Origin of the sequence: Nocardioides okcheonensis, from assembly GCF_020991065.1 — a bacterium.
Classification (GTDB): Bacteria; Actinomycetota; Actinomycetes; order Propionibacteriales; family Nocardioidaceae; genus Nocardioides; species Nocardioides okcheonensis.
This window is the reverse complement of sequence record NZ_CP087710.1, coordinates 1816652-1838451: the sequence shown is the minus strand read 5'-3', so window position 1 is coordinate 1838451 and position 21800 is coordinate 1816652. Positions and strand designations below refer to the sequence as shown.

19 protein-coding genes and 1 pseudogene are annotated in these 21800 nt (G+C 74.1%); 7 read left to right on the top strand and 13 right to left on the bottom strand.

The window, feature by feature from the left end; translation table 11 throughout:
* Positions 1-3: 3 nt before the first annotated feature.
* Genes LN652_RS08935 through LN652_RS08910 form a run of 6 tightly spaced genes read right to left on the bottom strand, consistent with a single transcriptional unit; the run spans position 4 to position 6810 of the window.
* A complete protein-coding gene (locus LN652_RS08935) occupies positions 4-1593 on the bottom strand; it encodes a Wzz/FepE/Etk N-terminal domain-containing protein (RefSeq protein WP_230444314.1) in 1590 nt (529 codons plus the stop codon).
* The gene (locus LN652_RS08930) at positions 1580-2389 is read right to left on the bottom strand and encodes a GumC domain-containing protein (RefSeq protein WP_230444313.1); all 810 of its coding nucleotides are present in this window, start codon (positions 2387-2389) and stop codon (positions 1580-1582) included. Before LN652_RS08930 ends, LN652_RS08935 begins: the two co-directional genes overlap by 14 nt.
* Complete coding sequence (locus LN652_RS08925) at positions 2377-3246, bottom strand: sulfotransferase family protein (protein WP_230444312.1); 870 nt, start codon at positions 3244-3246, stop codon at positions 2377-2379. Before LN652_RS08925 ends, LN652_RS08930 begins: the two co-directional genes overlap by 13 nt.
* Positions 3243-4493, bottom strand: a complete 1251-nt coding sequence (locus LN652_RS08920) for a protein kinase family protein (protein ID WP_230444311.1) — start codon at positions 4491-4493, stop codon at positions 3243-3245. The genes LN652_RS08925 and LN652_RS08920 overlap by 4 nt, the downstream gene beginning before the upstream one ends.
* Complete coding sequence (locus tag LN652_RS08915; protein ID WP_230444310.1) at positions 4490-5857, bottom strand: hypothetical protein; 1368 nt, start codon at positions 5855-5857, stop codon at positions 4490-4492. Before LN652_RS08915 ends, LN652_RS08920 begins: the two co-directional genes overlap by 4 nt.
* Positions 5854-6810, bottom strand: coding sequence for a sulfotransferase family protein (locus LN652_RS08910; protein ID WP_230444309.1), 957 nt, complete (start codon positions 6808-6810; stop codon positions 5854-5856). Before LN652_RS08910 ends, LN652_RS08915 begins: the two co-directional genes overlap by 4 nt.
* Before the next feature lie 171 nt (positions 6811-6981).
* Between LN652_RS08910 and LN652_RS08905 the strand changes: the two genes are divergently transcribed.
* Positions 6982-7767, top strand: a complete 786-nt coding sequence (locus LN652_RS08905; RefSeq protein ID WP_230444308.1) for a LamG-like jellyroll fold domain-containing protein — start codon at positions 6982-6984, stop codon at positions 7765-7767.
* A 13-nt stretch (positions 7768-7780) separates the two neighbouring features.
* On the opposite strand, the gene LN652_RS08900 is transcribed toward LN652_RS08905, so the two are convergent.
* Entirely contained in the window at positions 7781-8779 is a 999-nt protein-coding gene (locus tag LN652_RS08900) for a hypothetical protein (protein ID WP_230444307.1), read from the bottom strand.
* Positions 8780-8909: 130 nt separating this feature from the next.
* Here LN652_RS08900 and LN652_RS08895 point away from each other — a divergent pair, with 130 nt between their 5' ends.
* From LN652_RS08895 to LN652_RS08875, 5 genes are read left to right on the top strand one after another with little or no spacing between them, the layout of a single operon-like run.
* Positions 8910-9398: a glycosyltransferase family protein gene (locus tag LN652_RS08895; protein ID WP_230444306.1), complete on the top strand. Its 489-nt coding sequence runs from the start codon at positions 8910-8912 to the stop codon at positions 9396-9398.
* The gene (locus LN652_RS08890) at positions 9395-9961 is read left to right on the top strand and encodes a glycosyltransferase (RefSeq protein ID WP_230444305.1); all 567 of its coding nucleotides are present in this window, start codon (positions 9395-9397) and stop codon (positions 9959-9961) included. Before LN652_RS08895 ends, LN652_RS08890 begins: the two co-directional genes overlap by 4 nt.
* Positions 9962-9975: 14 nt before the next feature.
* Positions 9976-11004 (top strand): sulfotransferase, encoded by a 1029-nt coding sequence (locus tag LN652_RS08885; RefSeq protein WP_230444304.1) that lies wholly within the window; start codon positions 9976-9978, stop codon positions 11002-11004.
* Complete coding sequence (locus LN652_RS08880) at positions 11001-11921, top strand: glycosyltransferase family 2 protein (protein ID WP_230444303.1); 921 nt, start codon at positions 11001-11003, stop codon at positions 11919-11921. The genes LN652_RS08885 and LN652_RS08880 overlap by 4 nt, the downstream gene beginning before the upstream one ends.
* 31 nt (positions 11922-11952) lie before the next feature.
* Entirely contained in the window at positions 11953-12786 is an 834-nt protein-coding gene (locus tag LN652_RS08875) for a sulfotransferase family protein (RefSeq protein ID WP_230444302.1), read from the top strand.
* A gap of 627 nt (positions 12787-13413) precedes the next feature.
* Here LN652_RS08875 and LN652_RS08870 read toward each other — a convergent pair.
* From LN652_RS08870 to LN652_RS08860, 3 genes are all read right to left on the bottom strand, one after another.
* A complete protein-coding gene (locus tag LN652_RS08870; RefSeq protein ID WP_230444301.1) occupies positions 13414-13953 on the bottom strand; it encodes a GrpB family protein in 540 nt (179 codons plus the stop codon).
* 96 nt (positions 13954-14049) lie between these two features.
* On the bottom strand, positions 14050-14403 hold the full coding sequence (locus LN652_RS08865; RefSeq protein WP_230444300.1) for a hypothetical protein: 354 nt from the start codon (positions 14401-14403) through the stop codon (positions 14050-14052).
* Positions 14404-14701: 298 nt separating this feature from the next.
* Complete coding sequence (locus tag LN652_RS08860) at positions 14702-16210, bottom strand: sugar transferase (protein WP_230444299.1); 1509 nt, start codon at positions 16208-16210, stop codon at positions 14702-14704.
* A gap of 413 nt (positions 16211-16623) precedes the next feature.
* On the opposite strand from LN652_RS08860, the pseudogene LN652_RS22135 reads away from it, so the two are divergent.
* Positions 16624-17304, top strand: a pseudogene (locus tag LN652_RS22135) (alpha/beta fold hydrolase); the annotation flags it as partial.
* Positions 17305-17447: 143 nt separating this feature from the next.
* Here the strand turns inward: LN652_RS22135 and asnB are convergent.
* From asnB to LN652_RS08845, 3 genes are read right to left on the bottom strand one after another with little or no spacing between them, the layout of a single operon-like run.
* Positions 17448-19253, bottom strand: a complete 1806-nt coding sequence (gene asnB / locus LN652_RS08855; RefSeq protein ID WP_230444298.1) for an asparagine synthase (glutamine-hydrolyzing) — start codon at positions 19251-19253, stop codon at positions 17448-17450.
* Entirely contained in the window at positions 19250-19933 is a 684-nt protein-coding gene (locus LN652_RS08850) for a response regulator transcription factor (protein ID WP_230444297.1), read from the bottom strand. The genes asnB and LN652_RS08850 overlap by 4 nt, the downstream gene beginning before the upstream one ends.
* Positions 19911-21350 carry a sensor histidine kinase gene (locus LN652_RS08845; protein WP_230444296.1) on the bottom strand — a complete coding sequence of 480 codons (1440 nt, stop codon included), beginning with the start codon at positions 21348-21350 and terminating at the stop codon, positions 19911-19913. Before LN652_RS08845 ends, LN652_RS08850 begins: the two co-directional genes overlap by 23 nt.
* Positions 21351-21800 lie beyond the last annotated feature (450 nt).

The window sequence follows — 21800 nt, the reverse complement described above, 5'->3', positions numbered from 1 at the left end:
CGGTCACCGGCGCGACCGCGCCGTCGCGTCGTCGGCGGACGACGCGGAGGCGTCGCGGCCGGCGCTCGAGTGGGTGGGCTGGTCCTCGCGGGCCGGGCGCGCCGGGTGGCGGAGGTCGCCGCGCCCGACCACGAGCGCCATCCGCGGCGAGCCCGTCGCGGCCGCGTCGCGGACCAGGGCGTCGACCTGCCGCCGGCGGCTGCGCCCGGCCGAGACGACGACCAGGCCGAGGTCGGCGGCGCCGAGGTAGGCCTCGTCGTCGCCGGGACCGGCGTCGTCGCCGGTGGGCACGTGGATGACGACCACGTTGCCCTCCTCGACGAGCGGGGCGAGCACCGCGCGGAGCCGCTCGGCGCTGAGCAGCTCACGGCTCTCGGAGGAGAGCCCGCCGCCGTCGAGCACGCTCAGCAGCGGCTCGACGGTCGGGCGGAGCACGTCGCGCACGTCGAGCCGCTGGTGGAGGAGCAGCTGGGCGAGGCCGTGCTGCTCGACCGCCAGCTCGCCGGCGGCCGGGCCCTGGGCCGGCCGGACCAGCACCACCCGGTGACCGGCACGGGTGAACGAGCCGGCCAGCGCCTCGGCGGCGCTCGCGTCCGAGGTGTCGGTCCCGGTGCCGACGACGCTGATCACGTCGGGTCGCGGGTCCAGCGCGAGCACCGTGGTCCGGACCCGCCGCACCGCGGCGTCGAGCTGCTCGCGACGCTGCGCGGCGGCGCGCCTCTGCCACACGTGGTGGCGCGGCACCGCGGCCACCACGGTGAGGCCCGCGTCGCGTACCTCGGCCGCGGAGCGGACCACGCCGCGCAGGCGCTCGAGCAGGAGGGCGAGGAGGCACCCGATCCCGAGCCCGGCGACGCCACCGGCGACCGGCCACACGAGGGTGGCGAGGAGCGGCGGCCCGGACGGCTCGTTGGCGGGCGACACCACCGTCCCGGAGGGGGCGGTGAGGTTCTCCAGCGCGGTGCGCTGGGCGCGGAGGTTGACCAGCTCGTTGCGCAGGGCGTCGGCGAGCTCGTTGTTGAAGGCGCGCTGGGCCGGGGTGCCCCTCTGGGCGGCGGTGGTGGCCGACCGGAGGTCCTCGACGGTGCGGACCGTCTGCGACTCCAGGCGCCCCACGCGGTCGTCCTGCACCTGCTTGAAGCGGGCGTCGCGGTTGGCGAGGTAGGCCTCGCCGACCGCGTCGGCGACCTGCCGGGCGAGCTCGGGGTCGTCGGCCGAGTAGGAGATCTCCAAGACCTGCGTGCTGGGCGGGACGCTCACCTGGAGCCGGCGGGAGACCCCGCGCACCGTCAGGCCGGTGCTGCGCTCGACGACGGCGCCGAGGACGTCGGCGGACCGCACCATCTGGGCCTCGGTCTCCAGGCTGGTCTCCTGGTCCTGGCGGACCGACGACGGCGTGGAGGAGAACGGGTTGCCGACCGACGGGTTCACCAGGATCCGGGTGGTGCTGGTGTAGGTCGTCGGCGTCGTGGAGGCGTAGAGCCAGCCGCCGACGGCGCCGAGCACCAGGAGCACCGCGACCAGCGCGGCGTGGTGGCGCAGCGCCCGGGCGAAGGGGACGCGGGGCGTGGGACGGGTGTCAGGCTGCTGCATGGGCGTGCTCCTCGTGGCGCAGCGGGAGGCGGAGGCCTCGCGATCGGTCTCGTGCAATGCCGGCCAGGCAGCCGGCGAGCAGCCCGAGGGCGGCTCCGGACGTGGCGGGGACCTCGGTGTTGGCGTAGTCGGCCGTGCCCCGGTCGGGCGCCGGGACGACCACCTGGGCCGGCACCGCGCGGGCGGCCCGGAGCTCGTCGAGGCGGGTCTGCAGCTCGACCAGCGAGGTGAACAGGTCGTCGGACGAGGCGACCACGACGCGCCGGGCCTGCTCGCGCGCGAGCAGGCTCTCCTGGGCGATCACCAGGAACCGGAGCTGGCGGATCTGGTCGAGGGTCAGCGAGCCGAGGGCGTCGCGCCGCACCTGCACCAGCGCGGTCGCGGCAGCGTCCGCGGCGCGTGCGACGCGCTCCGGGTCGGTGCCGGTGACGGTCACGTGGAGGACGTGGGTCCCGGCCGAGGCGGTCACCGACAGGTGCTGCTCGCTGCGCGCCGCGCTGACGCCGAGCTCCTCGCCGACCGCCGAGAGCACGGCGGGGCTGCGCAGCAGCTGGGCGTCGGTGTCGATGCTGACCTCGGGCGGCGCGAGCTCGTCGACCGTGGGCATCACGTAGACCGGGACCGGCGTCAGGGACACCGACGCGGTCGCCGAGTACGAGCCCGGGCGGGTCAGGCCCACGCCGAGCCCGCCCAGCAGGCCCAGCCCCACGAGGGCGAGGAGCAGCGTCGCGTGCCGCCGCGCGAACGCGGTGTAGTCGGAGACGCGCGGCAGGCCGGCAGGGGTCACGTGGTCCATGCAGGCCGCCGCCCCAGGAAGTCGCCGAGCGCGTCGTCGTGGGGCGCGAAGTGCTCGCGCAGGCGGGCGCGGGTCGTCGCGGCCATCGGCGCGCTGGGTCGCCCGTTCCACCGGTCGAAGCGGTCGGGCATCACCACCGGCAGCCCGAGGAAGTCGAGGATGCCGGCGAAGGTCTGCTCCGGGTGCTCGAAGAACGACTCGCTCTCGACCGCGTGCACCTGCTCGCGGGGGAAGTGCTCGCCGATCCGCGCGAGCTGCTCGGCGTAGTGGCCGCGGCGCACGTAGGCGTGGTGGCGGTGGCTGGAGCTCTGGTAGAGCGGGTCGGCGAGCATCCGCTCCGCCTGCCCCTCGAGCCGCTCGTCCTCGAGGTCGAGCGCGCGCTCGAACTCCTCGGTCTCGAAGCCGCGGGCGTGCTCGTGCTTGTAGGCCGACCAGGCGCGCTCGACCGGGTCGCGGAGCATCGCCAGCACCCGCACGTCGGGCAGGTGCTCGGCCATCCGTGCCGGGGCGCAGGGGTGGAACATGTAGTAGCCGCTGGCCTCGAAGGTGATCGGGTCGCCCTCGACGCCGCGGGAGCGCGCCTTGAGCGACGCGCGCAGCGGGAAGTGGCCCTGGTACCAGTCGAAGCCGCGCTGGTAGTTGACGTCGAAGTAGTTGACGCCCTTGTGGTAGTTCGCGGAGTGGATGAGCGGGTGCGCCATCAGGGCCCGGAACAGCGACGTCGTCCCGGCCCGCTGCGCGCCGACCAGGATGAAGGTCGGGAGCTGGCGGTGCGACGCGGTCGCGGAGCCGACTCCGACGGACAGGACGCGGCCTGCGGTCTTGACGGGGTGGGGCATCGAGCTGCGGATGGTCATGGTGCTCCGTTCGGTACGGGTCGGGGCTCGCGCAGCTGGTCCTCGAGGAGCGAGGTGATCCAGTCCGTGCGGAGCCGGAGGGCGGGCGTGGCGCCGTGCTCGAGGGCCTCGAGGTAGCGGGTGGCCATGTCGGCGAGGTAGAGCAGGAGGGTGAGGTGGCGTCGCTCGGACGGCACGTCGAGCGCGGCGAGCAGCCCGTCGACGGAGGCCAGGAAGGAACGCTGCTGCTGGGCGGCGGCCCGCTGGCCGGGGCGTACGGACTGGGCGGCGAAGTGCAGCTCGTCGAAGCCGACCGGCACCCGGGGCTCGTGGCGCTCCCAGTCCCAGACGTGCAGCACGCCGTCGGTGACGCCCATGTTCCAGTGGCCCCAGTCGCCGTGCCAGCCACCCAGCGCGACGACGTCGCCGCCGTGCCGCTCGGCGAGCACCTCGACGGCGTCGAGCACGCGCTCGGCCGCGGCGCCACCGGTGCCGCCGCCGACCCCGAGCACCCGCTCGAGCAGGCGGGTGAGGTGCTCGCTGTCGGCGAGCGTCGTCAGGGTCCGGCCGTCGAGGTCCGCGACCTCGCGGGCCGCGGCGAGCCGCTGGTGCTCCGACGCCCGGCCGCCCGACGGGAGGGCCGACATCACCAGCACCTCGAGCCCGGACCAGCGGCCGTGGTGCAGGACCTCGGGGACCCGGAAGGTGCGCGGGCGGTGCGCGGCCACCGACGCCAGCGCCTGCGCCTCGCGGCGCACCAGGTCGGCGGTGAGGTCGTTGTGGCCGACCTTGGCGTAGCCGAGCACCGAGCCGTCGGAGGCGAACACCTGCAGGACCGGCTTCTGGTTGACCCGGCGCGTCCCGAGCAGGACGCCGACGCGGACGTCGGTGCCGAGGCTGGCGCCGAGGTGCCGCTCGATCGAGTCGGCGTCGGGGCCGCCGCCGCTCACGGTCAGCCGTGGCCACCCGAGCAGCGGGAAGGCCGGCGAGCGCAGCGAGCGCTCGAGCACCCGCCGGGCGGGCCCGACCAGACCGGCGCGCGACCCGCCCAGGCGACGGACCATCACCGAGGAGCCGGGCAGGTCGGCGGGCACCAGCAGGCGCGGCCGGCCGCCGCTCGGGAAGAGGTAGACGTCGCGGGTGCCGGGGCCGGCCGGACCGCGGCGCCGGGACCGCGTCATCCGGGGCGCCTCCCAGGGCTCGGGCCACAGCAGGCGAGTGACCTCCGCGGCGTAGGACGCGGACGCGGTCGGTGCGGGCGCGCTCACGACGCCACCTCCGGGGTCTCGTCGGGCAGGTCGGCGCGGGCCATCAGCCCGACCGCGACCATCGTGGTGAACATCGCCGAGCCGAGCGAGTCGTAGACGAAGAAGCAGAGCACCGAGATCAGCAGCACCGAGCAGCCGGCGACGTCGAGCGGCGCCGGACCCCGGGCGCGCCGGAGGAACTGGTGGGCGTAGAAGGCGAGGCACAGCAGCGTGCCGACGAACCCGGTGGTCAGCACGAGCCGCCACATGAAGCCTTGGGTCCCGAGCGGCGGCGCGGCGCACTGGTGGCACTGGGCGGTCTCGCCGCCGGCGAGCGAGCTGAAGCTGCCCTGCATGGTGCGCGTCGTGCCGTAGCCGACGACCGGCGACCCCTGGGCGGTGACGGACACGACGGTCTCGGCGGTGCCCGCGCGTCGGTCGTTGCTGTGCGGCGTCTCGACCCGCAGCATCAGCGTGTCGTAGAGCGGGGACGAGACGAACACGATGCCGCCGACCAGGACCGCCGCGACGAGCGCCTGCAGGGCGCGGTAGCGGCCGTTGACGGCGAGCCGGAACGCGGCGTAGGCCGCGGCCATGCCGAGGGAGATCCACAGGCCCCGGTTGAGGGAGAACGTGATCGGGAAGACCGCCGCCACCAGCACCAGCGGGGCCAGGCGGCGCCGCCACCCGGCGTCGCGCCCGGTCCAGGCGAGCACGAAGAAGGGGAGGTAGAGGGCGATGTTGTTGCCCCAGGCGTTGGAGTAGGGGAACGGCGCGGTCGGGCGCGGCTGGACGTAGCCGAGGAAGTCGCTCGAGGACGACAGCGACGGGTGCACGAGGGTCCGCACGAAGTTCTTCGAGGTCAGGCTGCGCGGCAGCACCAGCTCCATCGGCGAGCGGAACTCCAGGGTCGGCGCGAGCATCGCGAGCACCCCGAAGCCGGTGGTCACCACGAACATCCACGCCAGCAGCCGCACGACCCGCTGGGTCGGGAGCTCGCGGGCGGTGTTGACGACGTAGAGCATCACGACGGTGATCGCGACGTACCAGCCCGCCCAGACCGCGAAGCCCGCGACCCGGCCGATCCCGCCGCCGGGCACCGTGTCGGGTGCCTGGGCGTGGGTGACGAAGACGCCGATGAACATCCAGACGAGGAACAGCAGCCACAGGGCGAAGCCCCGCGGCACGACGAGGTCGCCCTTGCGGCGCAGGATGACGGCCATCGCGAGCGCCATCGCGAAGAAGATCAGCTGGGCCAGGCCGAGCGCCCACCACAGCGGGAACCCGAGGTAGAGGACCGCCAGCGGCCAGCCGGGCTTGAGCAGGCGGCGCTCGCGGGTGCCGGCGAGGGCGTGCGGCGCCGGCACCAGCGCGGCGACGCTCACCGGGTCGCCTCCGTGCGCGCCCGGGTCGGCGTGCGGCCGACGTAGCCGTGGGTGAGCAGCTGCGGCAGCGTGATCGCGGTGACGACCCGCTGCGAGACCGGCGGCAGCGCGGTGTGCCAGGCGTCGTCCAGGCGCAGGTCGATGCGGCCGTGGACGAAGCGGGTGCGGCTGCCTGCGACGCCGTGGCTCGGACCGAGCTCGACGCTCGAGTCGCCGACGTGGTCCAGGGCGCCGGCGGCCGCCGGCAGGCCGACTGCGCGCAGCGCCCGCTCGACGGTCGTGCGGGGGTTGGCGACGAGGTCCTCGTAGCGCACGCGGGTGGCGTGGGTGGCGGCGGAGCCGAGCACGGTCGACTCGGCCTGCAGCGCGGCCCAGAGCACCGCGAGGCGGTGCGGGGAGTAGGTCCCCATCGCCTCGCCGTCGCGCGACTGGGGCTTGCGGATGTCGGACTTGCTCCACGAGCTCGCGACGCCGCGCGGGTCGCGGACCAGGTTGAGCACGCGCAGGTCGAGGCCGTCGATGCGGCGCAGCGCGAACAGCTGGGCGGTCGACTTGCTGGCGTCGACGACGACCTCGGCGCCCGACACCTCGGCGATCGCGCGGTAGAGACGCTCGTGCCGGTCGAGGTACGTGTCGAGCTCGCGACGGGCGTCGGCCGGCATCGCGCCGGTCATCATCCGCGGGACGTAGCGCTGGCGCACCACGCGGGGCTGCAGCCGGGCGACCTCGTCGGTCACGGCGTCCCAGCCGCCGAAGGCGACCTCGCCGACCTCGACCCAGAAGGGGCACTGCGAGAACGGCACGCCGCACCCGCAGCGCTGGTCCTGGCGCGAGACGCGCGAGAAGAGGGCGTTCAGCTCGCCGGCGTTGACCCAGCCCGGCTGCGCGCCCAGGACCCGCTCCAGCAGCGTGCTGCCGGACCTGCCCACACCCACGATGTAGAGGATCTTCATCCTCAGCCCCTTTGCCTTGCGCCCCACGCGGCCCCTCGCTCGGAGGGGCCGGTGGCACGACGCTAGGCGGCTCGCCGCGGTCGACCGGCCGGAGTCGCCGGGCATCCCCAATTCGGGGTAGCCGCCCGGCGCGGGTGGTCCGGCCGGACGCCCCGGTGGTGGCCTTGGGGGGTGAGGACCTCCACGACGATCCCCGCGCTGGCGGTGCTGGCGCTGCTCGCGGCCGGGTGCGGCGCCACCGGCACGGAGCCCCCGGAGCGCGCGTCGGTCCCGCCGGCGGCCGCGCCGGCCATCGACACCCGCGGCGCCGAGCTGTGGCTGTCGTTCGACGAGCAGCAGCCCGGCTTCGACGGCTCCCCGGAGTACGGCGACGCCCAGGGCGGGCTGATCTCCGGCAAGGTCGTGACCGCCAACGGCGGCGAGGTCGGCGTGGTCGCGGGTGCGGCGGGCCGCGGGGACGCGCTGGAGTTCCCGGACGTCTGCGACGACAGCACCGGCTGTCCACGCGCGATGGTCGAGGTGCCGGCCGACCCCGCCCTCGACCCGGGCGACCGGGCGTTCTCCTACGGCGCCAGCGTGCGGCTCCCGGTCGAGCGGACCGCGATCGGCTCCAACATCGTGCAGAGCGGCCGCTACGGCTCCGAGGGGGGCCAGTGGAAGCTCCAGGTCGACGGCGAGGAGGGGCTGCCCAGCTGCATCCTGCGCTCCGGCGACGACATCGTGAAGATCCGGTCGGAGACCTCCGTGGCCGACGACGCCTGGCACCGGGTGGTCTGCCGGCGCGACGCCGACGGGGTCAGCATCGAGGTCGACGGCGACGTGCGTCGCAAGGGCGTCGCGCTCGGCGCCGTCCACACCGGCATGCCGGTGCGGATCGGCAGCCCCGGCGTCGGTGACGACGACGACCAGTTCCACGGCTCGGTCGACGACGTCGTCATCGACGTCGACGCCGGCTGAGCCCACCCCGGCGTCAGGCGGGCCGCGCGACCCAGTCCGAGGTGAGCTCGGAGGCGAACGCCGACTGCATCGACGGGCTCATCTCCCACGTGCCCTCCGGCGAGTTCAGCCCGGAGTTGAAGTAGGACATCGACACGATGCCGTGCTCGCGGGCGTAGGCCGCGGCGTCGCGGATCCACTGCGCGGCCAGCCCGGGGTTCTGCGGGTCGTCGCGGCAGCCGTACTCGCCGATCACGAGCGGCCGGCCCTCGAACCAGCCGAGCACCTCGTCCATCTTGCTGCCGAAGCTGCGCCACTCCTTGCGGTTCGCCGGCGACCACGGGTTGTAGACGTCGAGACCGGCCACCGGGGCCTCCGGCACCAGCCAGCGGCCGGGGTCGACGTCGTGGCGCGACGGGTCGAAGGTCCAGTGCTGCAGGACGGGCGCCACCACGACCGACGGCGCGAGGTCGGCCGCCATCGACACCGCCCGGCGCTGCATGCCGGTCCAGTCGTCGGGCATCATCCCGGGCTGGCCGGCGTCGTTCTCCGGCTCGTGGTGCAGGGTGAACAGCACCGTCCCGCCGAGCTCGCCCAGGGGTGCCAGCATGCTCGCCAGCCAGGCGTCGCGCCGTCCGGCGGCGACGTCGGCCCAGGTGCCGTCGGCCTTGCTCGACACGTGGGGGAGCCGTCCGTTGGCGAGGTCGTCGCGGCAGCGGGCGACCAGCTGCCGGGCCTCGTTGCGGTCGGGCGCGAAGTAGGAGCGGTTCAGCGCCAGCGGCGACCCGAGCTCACGCTCCCACCCGGCCAGCGAGCGGTGGAAGGGGACCGACGCGCCGTAGTAGAGGTCGCCGGCCGCGGGCTGGCCCGGGAAGGCCGCCGGGGTCGGGGAGGGCGTCGGGCGCGAGGTGCGGCTGGGACGCGGCGTGACGCTCGCCGGGGCGCTGGTGGGCGAGCCGCTGCACGACGACGCCAGGACGGCCACCGCCGCGCCGGCACCGAGGCCGAGCAGCCGTCGTCGTCCGATCTCCATGCCCCGACCCTAGGTTCGTCGGCCGCGCCTCGGAAGGCGTCCCAGCGTGGGCGCGGCTGCATACCCCCAATATGGAGGATCCCGACGTCGCCGCCGACCCGGCCGGGCGCCGGTGCACCAGCCTGTGACCATGGACGAAGCGGTCATCGAACCCGGGGAGCGGCGGAGCGGTCCGGTGCTGCTCGTGAGCACCCAGGGCGGGCACCTGACGCACCTGCTGGCCCTGCGCCCGTGGTGGGAGGGACGCGACCGGCTCTGGGTCTGTCCGGCCACCCCCGACGTGCTGGACCGGCTCGGGGGCGAGCGGCTGCGGCCGTCGTACCACCCGACCACCCGCAACGTGCCGAACCTGCTGCGCAACGCCTTCCTCGCGGTCCGCGTCCTGCTCCGCGAGCGCCCGGCGATCGTGGTCAGCGCCGGAGCCGGCGTCGCGGTGCCGTTCTTCGTGCTCGCCTGGCTGATGCGCATCCCGACGGTCTTCATCGAGGTCTACGACCGGGTCGACACCCCGACCATGACGGGCCGCCTGTGCGGGCCGTTCACCACCCGGCGCCTGGTCCAGTGGCAGAGCCAGCTGGAGTTCTACCCGGACGCCCACCTCGTCGGACCGCTGCTGTGAGCGCGCTCGTCCTGGCCCTCGCCGGCACCGACCACCACCCGTTCGCGCGGCTGGTCGAGTGGATGGACGCCGCCGCGGCCCGGCGGCCCGACGTGCGGTTCGTCGTGCAGCACGGCGCCGGCCCGGCCCCCCGCGTGGCCGAGGGGCACGGCTTCCTCGCCCACGACCACCTCTCCCGCCTCGTGCAGGAGGCCGACGCCGTGGTCTGCCACGGCGGGCCCGGCACCATCATGGACGCCCGCGCCGCCGGCCACGTGCCGCTGTGCGTGCCGCGCGACCCGCGCCTCGGCGAGCACGTCGACGACCACCAGCAGCGCTTCGTCGCCGTCGTCGGCGAGGTCGGCCTGGTCCGTCCGGTCACCAGCCTCGAGGGCTTCCTCACCGACGTCGACGGCGTGCTGCTGCTCGGTCGCGGCGGTCTCGCCAGCGAGGCCGGCGACCGCGCCCGCCGGGCGGCGCTGACCCTCGCCGCTCGTGAGCTCGACGAGCTCACCACCGTCCGCCCGATGCGGATCCCGCGGCCCCGACGGAGCCGGACGGTCCTCCCGTCCGGCGACCGCTGAGAGGGCGTGGCGACGTGGGGGCACGGACGCCGGGCGTGAGCGTGGTCTACCTCGGCGGCTTCGGCCGGTCGGGCTCGACGCTGGTCGAGCGGGTGCTGGGTGCGGTGCCCGGATGGGTCAATGTCGGCGAGGTCGTCGACCTGGCCCGCTCGGTCGCCCCGCACGACGAGCTCTGCGGGTGCGGTGAGCGGTTCTCGGCCTGCCCGGTCTGGTCGCGCGTCGGCGAGGTCGCCTTCGGCGGCTGGACCGACGAGGTCCTCGAGCGGATCCGCGGCGCCCACCGCGCGGCCGCCCGCCAGCGGCACCTGCCCGGCCTGCTGCCCGACCTGCCGCGTCCGCGGCGTGGGTCCGCCCCGTCGCCGGCGCTGGCGTCGTTGCGCGCCGACTACGCCGCGATCTACCGCGCGGTCGCGGAGGTCACCGGGTCGAGCGTCGTCATCGACGCCTCGAAGGGCCCGGCGCTCGGCCAGGCCCTGGCCGGAGCCCCCGACATCGACCTGCGCGTGCTCAACGTGGTGCGCGACCCGCGCGCCGTGGCCTGGTCCTGGCAGCGGGAGGTGGCGCGCCCCCACGACGCGTCGGGGTCGGACCAGATGTGGCGCATCCCCGCCCACCGCGCGGCCGCCCAGTGGAGCGGCCTCCAGCTGGAGATGGCCTCGATCGCGCGGTGGGGCGGCGTACCGTCCGCACGGCTGCGCTACGAGGACTTCGTCGCCGACCCGGTCGGCTCGCTGGTGGCCGCGACGACCGACCTCGGGCTCCCGCTCGCGCCCGAGCAGCTGCCCGCCGTCGACGACGGCGCGATCCTGCTCGAGCCCAGCCACGGCCTGTCCGGCAACCCGTCGCGCTTCCGGTCCGGCGTCGTCCGGCTGCGCCGCGACGAGGCGTGGGCCAGCGAGATGCCGGCCGGCGCCCGCGCGGTGGTGACCGGCCTGACCCTGCCGCTGCTCGTCGACTACGGCTACGCCCCCGCACCCCGAACCGCCCCGACCGCCGCCGGTGCGGCCACCGGGACCGCCCCCGACAGGAGGACCGTGACGTGACCGCCGAGCACGCATCACCGCTGGCCGACCCGGCCGCCCCGCTGGTCAGTGTCGTCGTCCCGACGCACGGACGACCCGAGCTGCTGCGCGAGACGCTGGCGACCATCATCGGCCAGGACTACGCGGGCCCGATGGAGGTCCTCGTCGTCCACGACGGCGAGCCCGAGGACCTCGGCCTCGCCGGCCTCTCGCGACCGGGCCGCCAGGTCCGCACCACCGTCAACGCCCGCACCCGCGGCCTGTGCGGGGCCCGGAACACCGGCGTCGCGGAGACCCACGGCAGCCTGGTCGCCAGCTGCGACGACGACGACCTGTGGGCGCCCAGCAAGGTCCGCAAGCAGGTCGAGCGGCTGCTCGCCGACCCGTCGCTGCTCGTCGTCGGCACCGGCATCCGGCTGCTCATGGGCGGCCAGCGCGGCGACGTCGAGTGGCCCGCCACCGAGGCGGTCGTCTCCCACGACCGGCTGCTGCAGAACCGGGTGAAGGAGCTGCACAGCTCCAACCTGATGATGCGCCGCGAGGCGTTCGACAGCGTCGGCCCCTACGACGAGGACCTCCCGCACGGCTACGGCGAGGACTACGACTGGCTGCTGCGCGCGAGCCGCGTGGGCGGCGTGGGCGTCGTGCAGGAGACGCTGGCCGACATCCGTAAGGACATCCCGTCGTGGTTCCGCGACCGCTGGGTCAACACGGCGACGGCGCTGGAGTACCTCCTCGCCAAGCACCCCGACTTCGGCGACCACCGCCGCGGCCACGCCCGGATCCTCGGCCAGATCGCCTACGCCCGCGCCAACGCGGGCGAGCGGCGCGCGCGCCGCCGCATCGCCGGCCGCGCCCTGCGCGCCGCCACCCCGCCGTGCCCCACGCCTGGCTCGCGCTCGCCGCCGCCGGGCCGGGCGACCACCACCGCATGCTGACCATGGCACGCCGCTTCGGAAGGGGGCTCTCGTGAGCCGTCTGCCCAACTTCCTCTACGTCGGTCCCGACAAGGCCGGGTCGTCGTGGCTGCACGAGACCCTCATCAAGCACCCCGACGTCTACCTCACTCCGTCGAAGGACCTCTACTTCTTCGACCGCTACTACGACCGCGGGATGGGCTGGTACGCCGCGCAGTTCAAGGACGCGCGGGACGAGAAGGTCGTCGGCGAGGTCTGCCAGGACTACCTCTTCCACCCCGAGGCCGCCAAGCGGATCCACCACGAGCTCGGCGACGTGTCGGTCATGGTGTCGCTGCGCGACCCGGTCGACCGCGCCTGGTCGTCCTACCTCTACATGCGCAAGCACGGCATCGGCCCCGACACCTTCGCGGAGGCGCTGCGCAGCTGCCCGGAGCTGCTCGACCACGGTCGCTACGCCACGGGTCTCGACCGCTTCCTCGACCTCTTCCCGCGCGAGCGTGTCCACGTGGCGCTGTTCGACGACCTCGAGGCCGACCCGCAGCGCTTCCTCGACGACGTGACCGCCATGCTCGGCGTCGCCCGCCAGCCGCTCGACGACAAGGAGCGCGAGGCCCGCCTGCCGGCCGCGAAGGCCCGCTCGGTCCACCTCGCCTCGGCCGTCCGCAAGGGCGCGGACTGGGTGCGCGAGCACGACGGCGCCCGGCTGGTCGGCGCGGTCAAGCGCTCGCCGCTGGTGCACCGCGTGCTCTACCGGCCGATCGACCGTGCAGCCGTGCGACCCGACCACAGCGACGTGCTCACCGTGCGTCGCGAGCTCGACTCGGAGGTGACGGCGCTGGAGAGCACCTTCGGCCTCCACCTGCGCGAGTCCTGGGGCTGGTAGCCCCTCCCTCCCGTGTCGCGGTGGTGGGACGTGCCCCCTTCCCGCCACCGCGGCCGTCCAGCCCGTCCCGCCCGTCCCGCCCGTCCAGCCCGTCCAGCCCGTCCCGCCCTCGAGCGGGGCGGGCTCCCTCGTGTCCGGGGCGCAGGGGCAGCGGGTCGGTGACGCGCCTCCTCGATCCGTCTGTCTGAGGACGTGGTGCGGCCGAGGCGGGCCTCGTCAGCTGCAGGGCGTCCTCACGCTGTGTGCCCCTGGTGGTGACGCAGTTGCCGGATCTGTCGGTGAGCGGTCGTTGGCAGAGTGGGCGACCGCTGTGCTGTCCCAGGGCGGATGGAGCCCCCTTCCGCGCATGTGCGGCGGACGTGGCCATGCATCGGGCACCTTCGAGGGCGAGAACCGCCGCACGTGCGGCGCCGGTGCGGCAGCGTCGCACACGTGTCCGAGATCTTGCCCTCGAGCTGCTCGGCGAAGGGCGACAACTCACACACGTGTGCCCGAACGGGCAGCACGCGACCTTCACGTACGCATCTGCTGCGATCCGGACGCCCGCTCATGCCGATGAGCGCGCACCATCTTTACCGCAAAGGCTTGGTGCTCAACGAGTCCAGGGACCTGCGCCAACGGCCCCCACTAGGGGTGGTCTCGAAGCACCGCCTGAATGAAGGACGCCTTTGCTGCGGTGTAGGACGCGCGGTCGCCTAAGTGCCGGGCAGCCAGGCTGCGTTTCAGGTCCAGGTATCGCGCGGCCAGCGCTGGGTCAGCGCGGAGAGCGTCCCGAAACCGAAGTCGTGTGCGCCACTCGTCGGAGTCGTGCTGCACGAGGTTGAGGTGATGCGTACGGCGCGACTCCGGTCCTTTCGGGAGGAAGACATAAGTGTCGTACACGCGGTCAGACATGTAGTGGTAGCCGAGTCCCGTCAACACGGGGACCACCACGCGTACCTCTGCGAGGTCTCGGATTCCAGCCTGCATGTCAATGAGGGGTTTGGCCTCCAGCCCAGGTATCGCTGTGCTCCCTACGTGCTCTACGTCCACTACCCACGGCGACAGGTGTGCCAGAAGGACTGACCGCTCCGCCGCAAACAGCGCTGGCCACGACTCGCTGTACGCGTGCAGCGCAAGCGCACCGCGCCGGAGCCCCAGTTCGTTGGGTGTGTCCGCGTCAGTCACATAATCAGTCTCGCTCACAGCGGGAAGACGTGTCCGCGCAACGTCCGGATCTGCCGCGATGAGCTCGACTGGATCTGCCGATGAGCGGGTGGGCTCCTAACCTGCCGCCGTGACGATCAGATCGCCCGGCGGGGGCAGTTCATCTGGATCCGAGTCGCCTTGACCGACCCATTCAATGCCGCCGAGAACGTCTCCCACTTGCGGAAGGTTCACGGTGAAGAGGAACAGGCCGTCGTAGGTGCGAGAGTCCCTGACACCCGCGTTGACAACCGGCCACATGCCGTTGGTCTGACCGTGGAAAAAGTCGATCGAGGGGCACCCGCACCCACAACCGCCGTAGACCTGCGCTGTCGCCGATTGGCTGCGGAGTCGCTCGACTCCATCGAACTCGACCGCCAGCAGCGCGTCGAGGACCCCGCGTTCACGGGCGGTCAACTGCCTGGGGCTCATGGGCCGATCATTGCTCACCCCGGCATCCCGCGCTGCCGATGCAACGACCGGAGCTGCCGCGATGAGTGCGGTCCGTACGAGCGCGCTCACGCCGCGAGGTCGCCCAGGAGTCACGGTGCGCGGTGCCGGGACAGGTGGCGCAACGTCGTGGCGATGCAGGCGACCTGCAGCCACCATGTCGCCGGGGTGGTCGTGTTCTCGAATGACGTCGCCGGCCGGCGGGAGCACCCCTGGCGGCCGTGGGCGACCTCGACGTGTAAGGCGCGTCGGACCGTGCGGAAGACCGGCAGCTCGTCGCTCAGTAGGCCCCGCGGTGGCCGAGCACCGCGCGGACGGTGCGGACCAGGATCCGCGCGTCGAGCCCGAGCGACCAGTTGTCGACGTACTTCAGGTCGAGGCGGACCGACTCGGCCCAGGTGAGGTCGGAGCGGCCGGAGACCTGCCACAGGCCGGTGACGCCGGGCTTGACCACGAGGCGTCGCTTCGGGTCGATGTCGTACTGCGCGACCTCCGAGGGCAGCGCGGGGCGCGGGCCCACCAGCGACATGTCGCCGCGCACGACGTTCCACAGCTGGGGGAGCTCGTCGAGGGAGTAGCGGCGCAGCTTGGCCCCGAGACGCGTGATGCGCGGGTCGTCGGCGATCTTGAACAGCACGCCGTCCTTCTCGTTGGCCGCCACCAGGCCCTGGCGCACCACCTCGGCGTCGACGCCCATCGAGCGCAGCTTGAGCATGGTGAACGGGACGCCGTTGCGCCCGATGCGCTCCTGGCGGAACAGCGCGGGACCGGGCGTCTCGAGGCGGATCGCCAGGCACAGCACGGCGAGCAGCGGCAGTGCCATCACGAACGCGGCGAGCGCCAGGGCGCGCTCGACGACGTCCTTGAGGAGACGTCGCGGGCCGCCGAGGACGGGACGGGTCACGTGGAGCACGTCGATGCCACCGGTGCTGACCACGCGGGTGCGCTGGGGCTCGACGTCGAGCAGGCCGGTGCCGAGGTAGAGCTCCGCGCCCACGCCGGCGAGCGACCAGTGCAGTCGTCGCACCTCGCTCGGGGTCAGGCGCGCGCCGGGGAGCACGACGACCGCGTCGGCGCCGTGGCGGTGGGCGACCTGCGAGGAGAAGTCGAAGCCGACGTAGGTCGGCAGGTCGAGCGGCACCTTCGAGCGCCGGGTGACGCAGGCCGCCACGACCTCGTGCCGGTCGGTGGCCTGCAGCTCGAGCATCGCCTCGCGCACGTCACGCGGTCGTCCGGCCAGGACGAGGCGCGGTCGGCGGGCGCCGACCAGCAGCGACGGCACCGCGCTGGCCACGCTGAACACGGCCACCAGCTCGGCGAGGGCGACCAGATCGTCGGCGACGAGCCAGGGCGAGACCGCGAGGGCGAGCACCGCACCGCGCAGGCCGGTGGCGAGCACCACCCACACTCCGGCGAGCCGGTCCTGGCCGAGCGGCGAGCGGCGGTAGTGGCCGGCGGACAGGAGCAGCAGCGGCCAGGCCACCGCCGACATCAGCGCGACGGGCGCCGACAGCATCCCGGTCGCGGCCGCACCGACGGCGAGCACCGACGCCAGGACGGTGTCCAGCCAGATGGCCCACCCGGGTGCCCGACGCGACCGAGGGCTCGGCAGCGTGGACAGCTCGTCGTCGAGGGCAGCCAGCTCGGCCGCCTCCCACGCCCGGCCCGCGGTCGGGTCGGAGGCCGCCGGCGCGGGCGCCCCCACCTCGCTCGAGACCCGCGGGAGCGGGATGGGTGTGGCGAGCAGGCCTTCGTCCGGCGCGTCCACCCGGACCCGGGCTTGCGTCATGTCCACCACCCCTTCCAGCACCCCTGCGACGACCTCGTCGTCCGTGCTGCGAGCCTAGGAACCAGACCCCCTCCACGGCATGCCGCATATGAGCGAAAGCCCTGCAGGACAGGGGGTTCCGGCGATCGGCACGGCCCCGGGGACATACCCAGTCGTGGGGATGGGCCGGGCCGCCGGCGGACCCTACGCTCGACACGTGCACCCCACGGGTTCGCCGTGCTCGTCTTGTCCTCCTCCGGCCGTCTCGGTCGGGCGGACGCGAGGTCCCCACGTCTCGTCACAGCGACGACGGTGAACCACAGCGGCGGCCGAGGTTCCCCCTCCTCGGCCGCCGCGCAGGGTCGTACCCAGCGAGGGGCGGCCCATCGAGGGGTACCTCGCGCGGCCGCAACCGCTCCTGAGAAGGTCCCTGCATGACCCGACCTCGCTGGTGGCCCTCGCGACGGCTCGAGCTCGACGCCGTGACGGTCGACCTCGTCGACACCGGGGACGACCTCCCGCCGGTGCTGATGCTGCACGGGCTCGGCGGTCACGCCGGGGAGTGGGCGCTGGTCGCCTCGTTGCTGCGGGGACGTCGTCGGCTGGTCGCGTTCGACCAGCGCGGCCACGGCGCGAGCACACGCCGTCCGCGTGACGTCACACGGGAGGCCCACGTGTGCGACGTCGTCGACGTCATGGACGAGCTGGGACTGGAGCGCGTGACGCTCGTCGGGCAGTCGATGGGAGCCCACACTGCCATGCTCACCGCCGCTGCCCACCCCAGTCGCGTGTCCCGGCTGGTGCTCGTCGAAGGGGGCCCGTCCGCGGCCGGGTCGCAGGCGACGGACGACGTGATCGACTGGTTCAGGTCCTGGCCCACGCCCTTCGCCCGCGAGGAGGACGCGCGGGCGTACTTCGAGGACCAGTACGGTCCCGGTGCCGCGGCCGACGCGTGGACCGCCGGGCTCGAGCCCACGCCTGACGGGCTCAGGCCTGGCTTCGACGTCGAGGTGCTGCGCGGGGCCATCCAGGCCGTTCACGGCGAGGCACGATGGGCCGAGTGGGAGGCAGTGGCGTGCCCCACCGTGCTCGTCACGGGAGAGCACCGGCTCCCTGACCGACGACGAGGCCCGTCGGATGCGCGAGCGCAACCCTCACGCTCGGTGGACGAAGGTGCCCGGCGCCGGACACGACGTCCACCTCGACGCCCCGGAGGCCGTGGCCCTCGCGACGTGACGCGTGGCGTGCACGCGCTCCGTCAGGGGCGGCCGCTCGGCGCGGTGTCGACGACGGTGGCGCGCGGGCGCGGGACCACGGGGGCGGCGCCGAAGAACGCGTGGTGCCACATCTCGAGGCTGAGCAGCGTCCAGAGCTGCAGGTCCTCCTGGGCGCCCCGGGCGGGTGACTCCACCAGCGCCCGCACCGCGGCCGGGTCGAGCGTGTGGGCGACCCAGGACCCGGGGGAGCCGAGCCACTCCCGGGCGGTGTCGTGCAGGCCGTTGCGGAACCAGGTGTCGAGCGGCACGCGCGGCGCGTCGGTACGCGGCCGGTCGATGACCTCCTCCGGCACGAGCGGGCGAGCCGCCTCCTCCAGCAGCCACCGGGTCGACCCGGACCGCACCCGGACCGAGGTCGGGAGCCGGAAGGCGAGCTCGACCAGCCGGTGGTCGAGCAGCGGCGGTCGCCAGGCGAGCGACCCCGAGGTCCACAGCCGGTCGCCCCGCTCGAGCAGGTGGTCGGGCAGGAGGTGGCGTACGTCGTCGCGCACCTGCCGGTCGTAGGGGTCGGCGCCCGGGGTGGGCACCGCCCGCCGCTCCGCCGGGGGAGCGCTGCCGAGCAGCCGTTGGCGCTCGACGGCCGCGAACGGCGCGCCGAGGTGGCGCTCGACGCTGGCCCGGACCTTGCCGGGCAGCAGCGACGCGTGGGCCGCGAGCCGGCTCAGCCGCCGGTGCGGCAGCCCGCCGAACAGCTCGTCGCCGCCCTCGCCCGACAGCACCACCCGCACCGACCGGCCGGCGTCCTGCGCCAGCCCGAACTGGGCGACGTCGCACGGGTCGGAGATCGGCGCCTCCCGGTGCCAGGTGAGGCGGTGCCAGAGGTCCTCGAAGTCGGCGGCCCGCAGCCGGACCTCGTGGTGCTCGGTGCCCATCAGCTCGGCGGTGCGGCGCGTCCAGGCGAGCCGGTCGGGCGGGTGCACGTCGAGGCCGACGGCGAACGAGGGGAGCGGTGCGTCGCGGCGCAGCTGCTGGACCTCCGCCGCGACGAGGGCGCTCCCGACACCCCCGCCGAGGTGCACGCCGACGGGCACGTCGGACACGAGCGCTGCCCGGACCGCCTCGCGGACCCCGTCGCCGACGGCCTCGATGGCGTCGCCCGCGGTCCAGATGCCCTCGGGGTCGCTCTCGGGCGGCGTCCACCAGCAGGTCTGCTCGAGGTGGCCGCGCGGCGTGATCGCGGCCCGGTGCCCGGGCAGGACCTTCTTCACGCCCTGGAAGAGGGTGTCGGGGGCCGGCACCGTGCGGCTGCCGAGGTACGCGTCGAGGCTGCGCAGGTCGACCTCCACGGCCGGACCGATCGCCAGCAGCGCCTTGACCTCCGACGCGAACGCGATCCCGCCCGGGACGTGGCGGTAGTAGAGCGGCAGCACGCCGAGCCGGTCGCGGACCAGGTGGGTCACCCCGGTGCGCAGGTCGTGGGCCGCGATCGCGAACTGGCCGTGCAGCCGCTCGACGAAGCTGATCCCCTCGAGCGCCAGCCCCGCCACCACGACCTCGGTGTCGCCCCGGGTGCGGAACGGGTGGTCGAGCTGGGTGCGCAGGCTGGCGTGGTTGGTGATGGCACCGTCGAGCGCGACCACCCACCGCCCGTCGGGTGAGTGCATCGGCTGGTGCGAGTGCTCCGTGTCGAGGACGGCGAGGCGGGCGTGGGCGAGGCCCACGTCCGGCCCCACCCACACCGACGACTCGTCGGGCCCGCGGTGCTGGAGCGTGCGCGACATGATGGACAGGGTCTCGGCGGCGGGGGCGGCTCCCGAGAAGGTGCGTACGCCGGCGAGCCCGCTCATGCGCCGAGCCGCCAGCCGACCTGGTTGGCCATCCCGACCGCGGCGAGCTGCGACGACACCTCGAGCTTGTTGAGGATCGACTTCACCTGCGTGCGGACCGTCGCCTCCGAGACGACGCTGACGTGGGAGATCTCGCGGACGGTGCGGCCCTCGATCAGTGCGCCCAGCACCTGCCGCTCGCGCGGCGTGAGCAGGTCGAGCCGACGGCGCAGGTCGTCGTGCGCCCGGCGCTCGCGCGCCCAGGCGTCGAGGAGCGTCTCGAGCTCGTCGCGGTTGATCACCGGCAACCCCTGGTGCAGCCGCCGGACCGTGGCGAGCGCCTGCTGGAGCGCGCCGCTCTTGGGCAGCACGCGCCGAGCGCCGAGCCGCATGCAGCCGCCCCACCTGCCGAGCTCCTCCGAGGCGGTCAGCACCACCACGTTGATGCCGGCCTTGGCCAGGGGGGCGACGAGGTTCATCCCGTCGCCGAACCGGCCCAGGTCGAGGTCGAGGAACACGGTGCGCGGGTTGGCCCGCAGGGCGAGCGAGCGGATCGTCGCCATCGACCCGCCCTCCTCGGGCAGCTCGAGCCGGCGCACGTCGTAGCCCTCGAGGGAGAGCGCGAGCTCGAGCGACTCCGCGAAGAGCACGTGGTCGTCGACGATGAGGACGCGGTGGTCAGAGCGTGACGTGCCGGCCATGGCTGCCTCCCACCGTCAGGTCGTTCTCGGAGGAGCGTCGCGCGGCCGGGAGCGAGATGACGAACGACGAGCCCGTCCCCTCCGTGGCCTCGTCGAGCTCCAGGGAGCCGCCGTCCTCGGTCATCAGCCGTTTGGCCAGGTGGAGCCCGATGCCCTCGCCCGGAGCCTCGCTCGCCCGACCGCCCCACTCGAAGATCCGGGTGCGCTGGTCCTCGGCGATGCCGCGACCGAAGTCGGTGACCCGGATGTCGACGGTCTGCTCGTCGCGGGTGACCACCTCGACCAGGCTGGTGTCGGAGCCGCCGTGGGTGACCGCGTTGTCGACGAGGATGTTGACGACCTCGGCGAGGGCGTCGTAGCGCCCGCGGACCACGCCGCCGTCGGAGTGCAGCTCGACGCGGCGGCCCTTGAGCCGCTGCAGGTCGAGGATGCGGTTGAGCGCGTCGTCGAGGTGGATGTCGGTCGCCGGCTGCTCCTTGCCCGCGAGCAGCCGCTCCATCCGGTCGAGCTCGGAGCGGACCGAGCGCCAGAGCCGCTCGCGCGCCTCGGGCGGGACGTCGGCGTTGTCGAGCAGCGCGGAGCCGCTCACCAGCCCCGCCATCGTGCTGCGCAGCTCGTGCATCCGCTCGCGCTGGTCACGGGTGGTCGAGACGAGCACCGAGTTCATCGCCTCGAAGCGGCGGTCGTCCTCGTCCGCGTGGCGCTGCAGGCAGGTCCAGGTGAACCCGAACCAGGCGGCGCCGATCCCGGCCCGCGACAGCGAGGCCAGCAGCTCCCACTCCGACCCCGACAGCCCGGACCACCGGACCGCGAGGCTCGAGGACACCACGGCGACGGTCGCCACGATCAGCCCGCGGGCCGTCGGCGGCAGACCGCGCTGGCGCAGCACGAGTCCGGCGGTCACCACGTGCGTGGCCGCCAGCACGCCGGCGAGGGCGAGCATCGCCGGTCGCGGTGTCTGCGACATCGGGAACTGCAGGACCAGGAAGCCGGCGGCGGTGATGCCCATGCCGACCCCGATGACGAAGCTGTCGTCGACCACGTGCTCGAACCGCCCCAGCCTGAGCAGCGGCGTGACCACGCAGACCATGCCGAGCAGCGCGGTGCCGAGCAGCAGCGTGAACGCCACCGGTTCGCGCGGCGGCGGCAGCTGGAGCGCCAGCAGCGTGACGGCCAACGCCTGCGCGGCGACGAGGGCACCCGTGCCCACGATCCACCCGGCCAGCGGTCCGCCGTGGCGGCGCCACGTGACGAGCGCCGCGCCGACGGCGCCAGCGACGAAGACGCCGCTCAGCAGTCCGTCGGCCAGCGGCGGCAACGCCGTCTGTGTCGGCAACGTGTTGAACGCGTGCCCGCCGCTCGATGCGACGCCGACCAGCACCAGGAGCCCGGCCGCGGCCGTGGTCGCCCCGACCACCCGCCAACCGTCCTCCGAACGATAGATCCCCTGCATTTCCTGCCCCCACCCACTGACACGTTCACTTGTATGTGCGACCTGCTGTCCGAGGGACGTCTGCGGTTCCCATGCCACGTTCCCGAGTCGTGGCCCGCTGTCCCCGGTGCAGATTGGATCCCCCACAAAGGGGATGTTCCAGCGATTGTGGGGCCGTACCGCGATTGTGGTAGCCCCGGTCTGGTCCGCACCCTCCAGAGGTCCAGCAGTCTTCGTCAAGGAGTCCCGCAGAACGGTCCTAGCGCGGGGGAAGTCCGCGTCACGAGTGCGTCAGACGGGCCCCACGAGGGGGTCGCGGAGGGGGTCGTCAGGCGGGTCCCGGAGGCGGGTCCGGGGCGCGGTCGCGCCGGTGCGCCGCGGTCGGGTCCCTCCCCAATTCGGTGCACGTGCGGCACGGGTGGTCGTCTGCGCGCC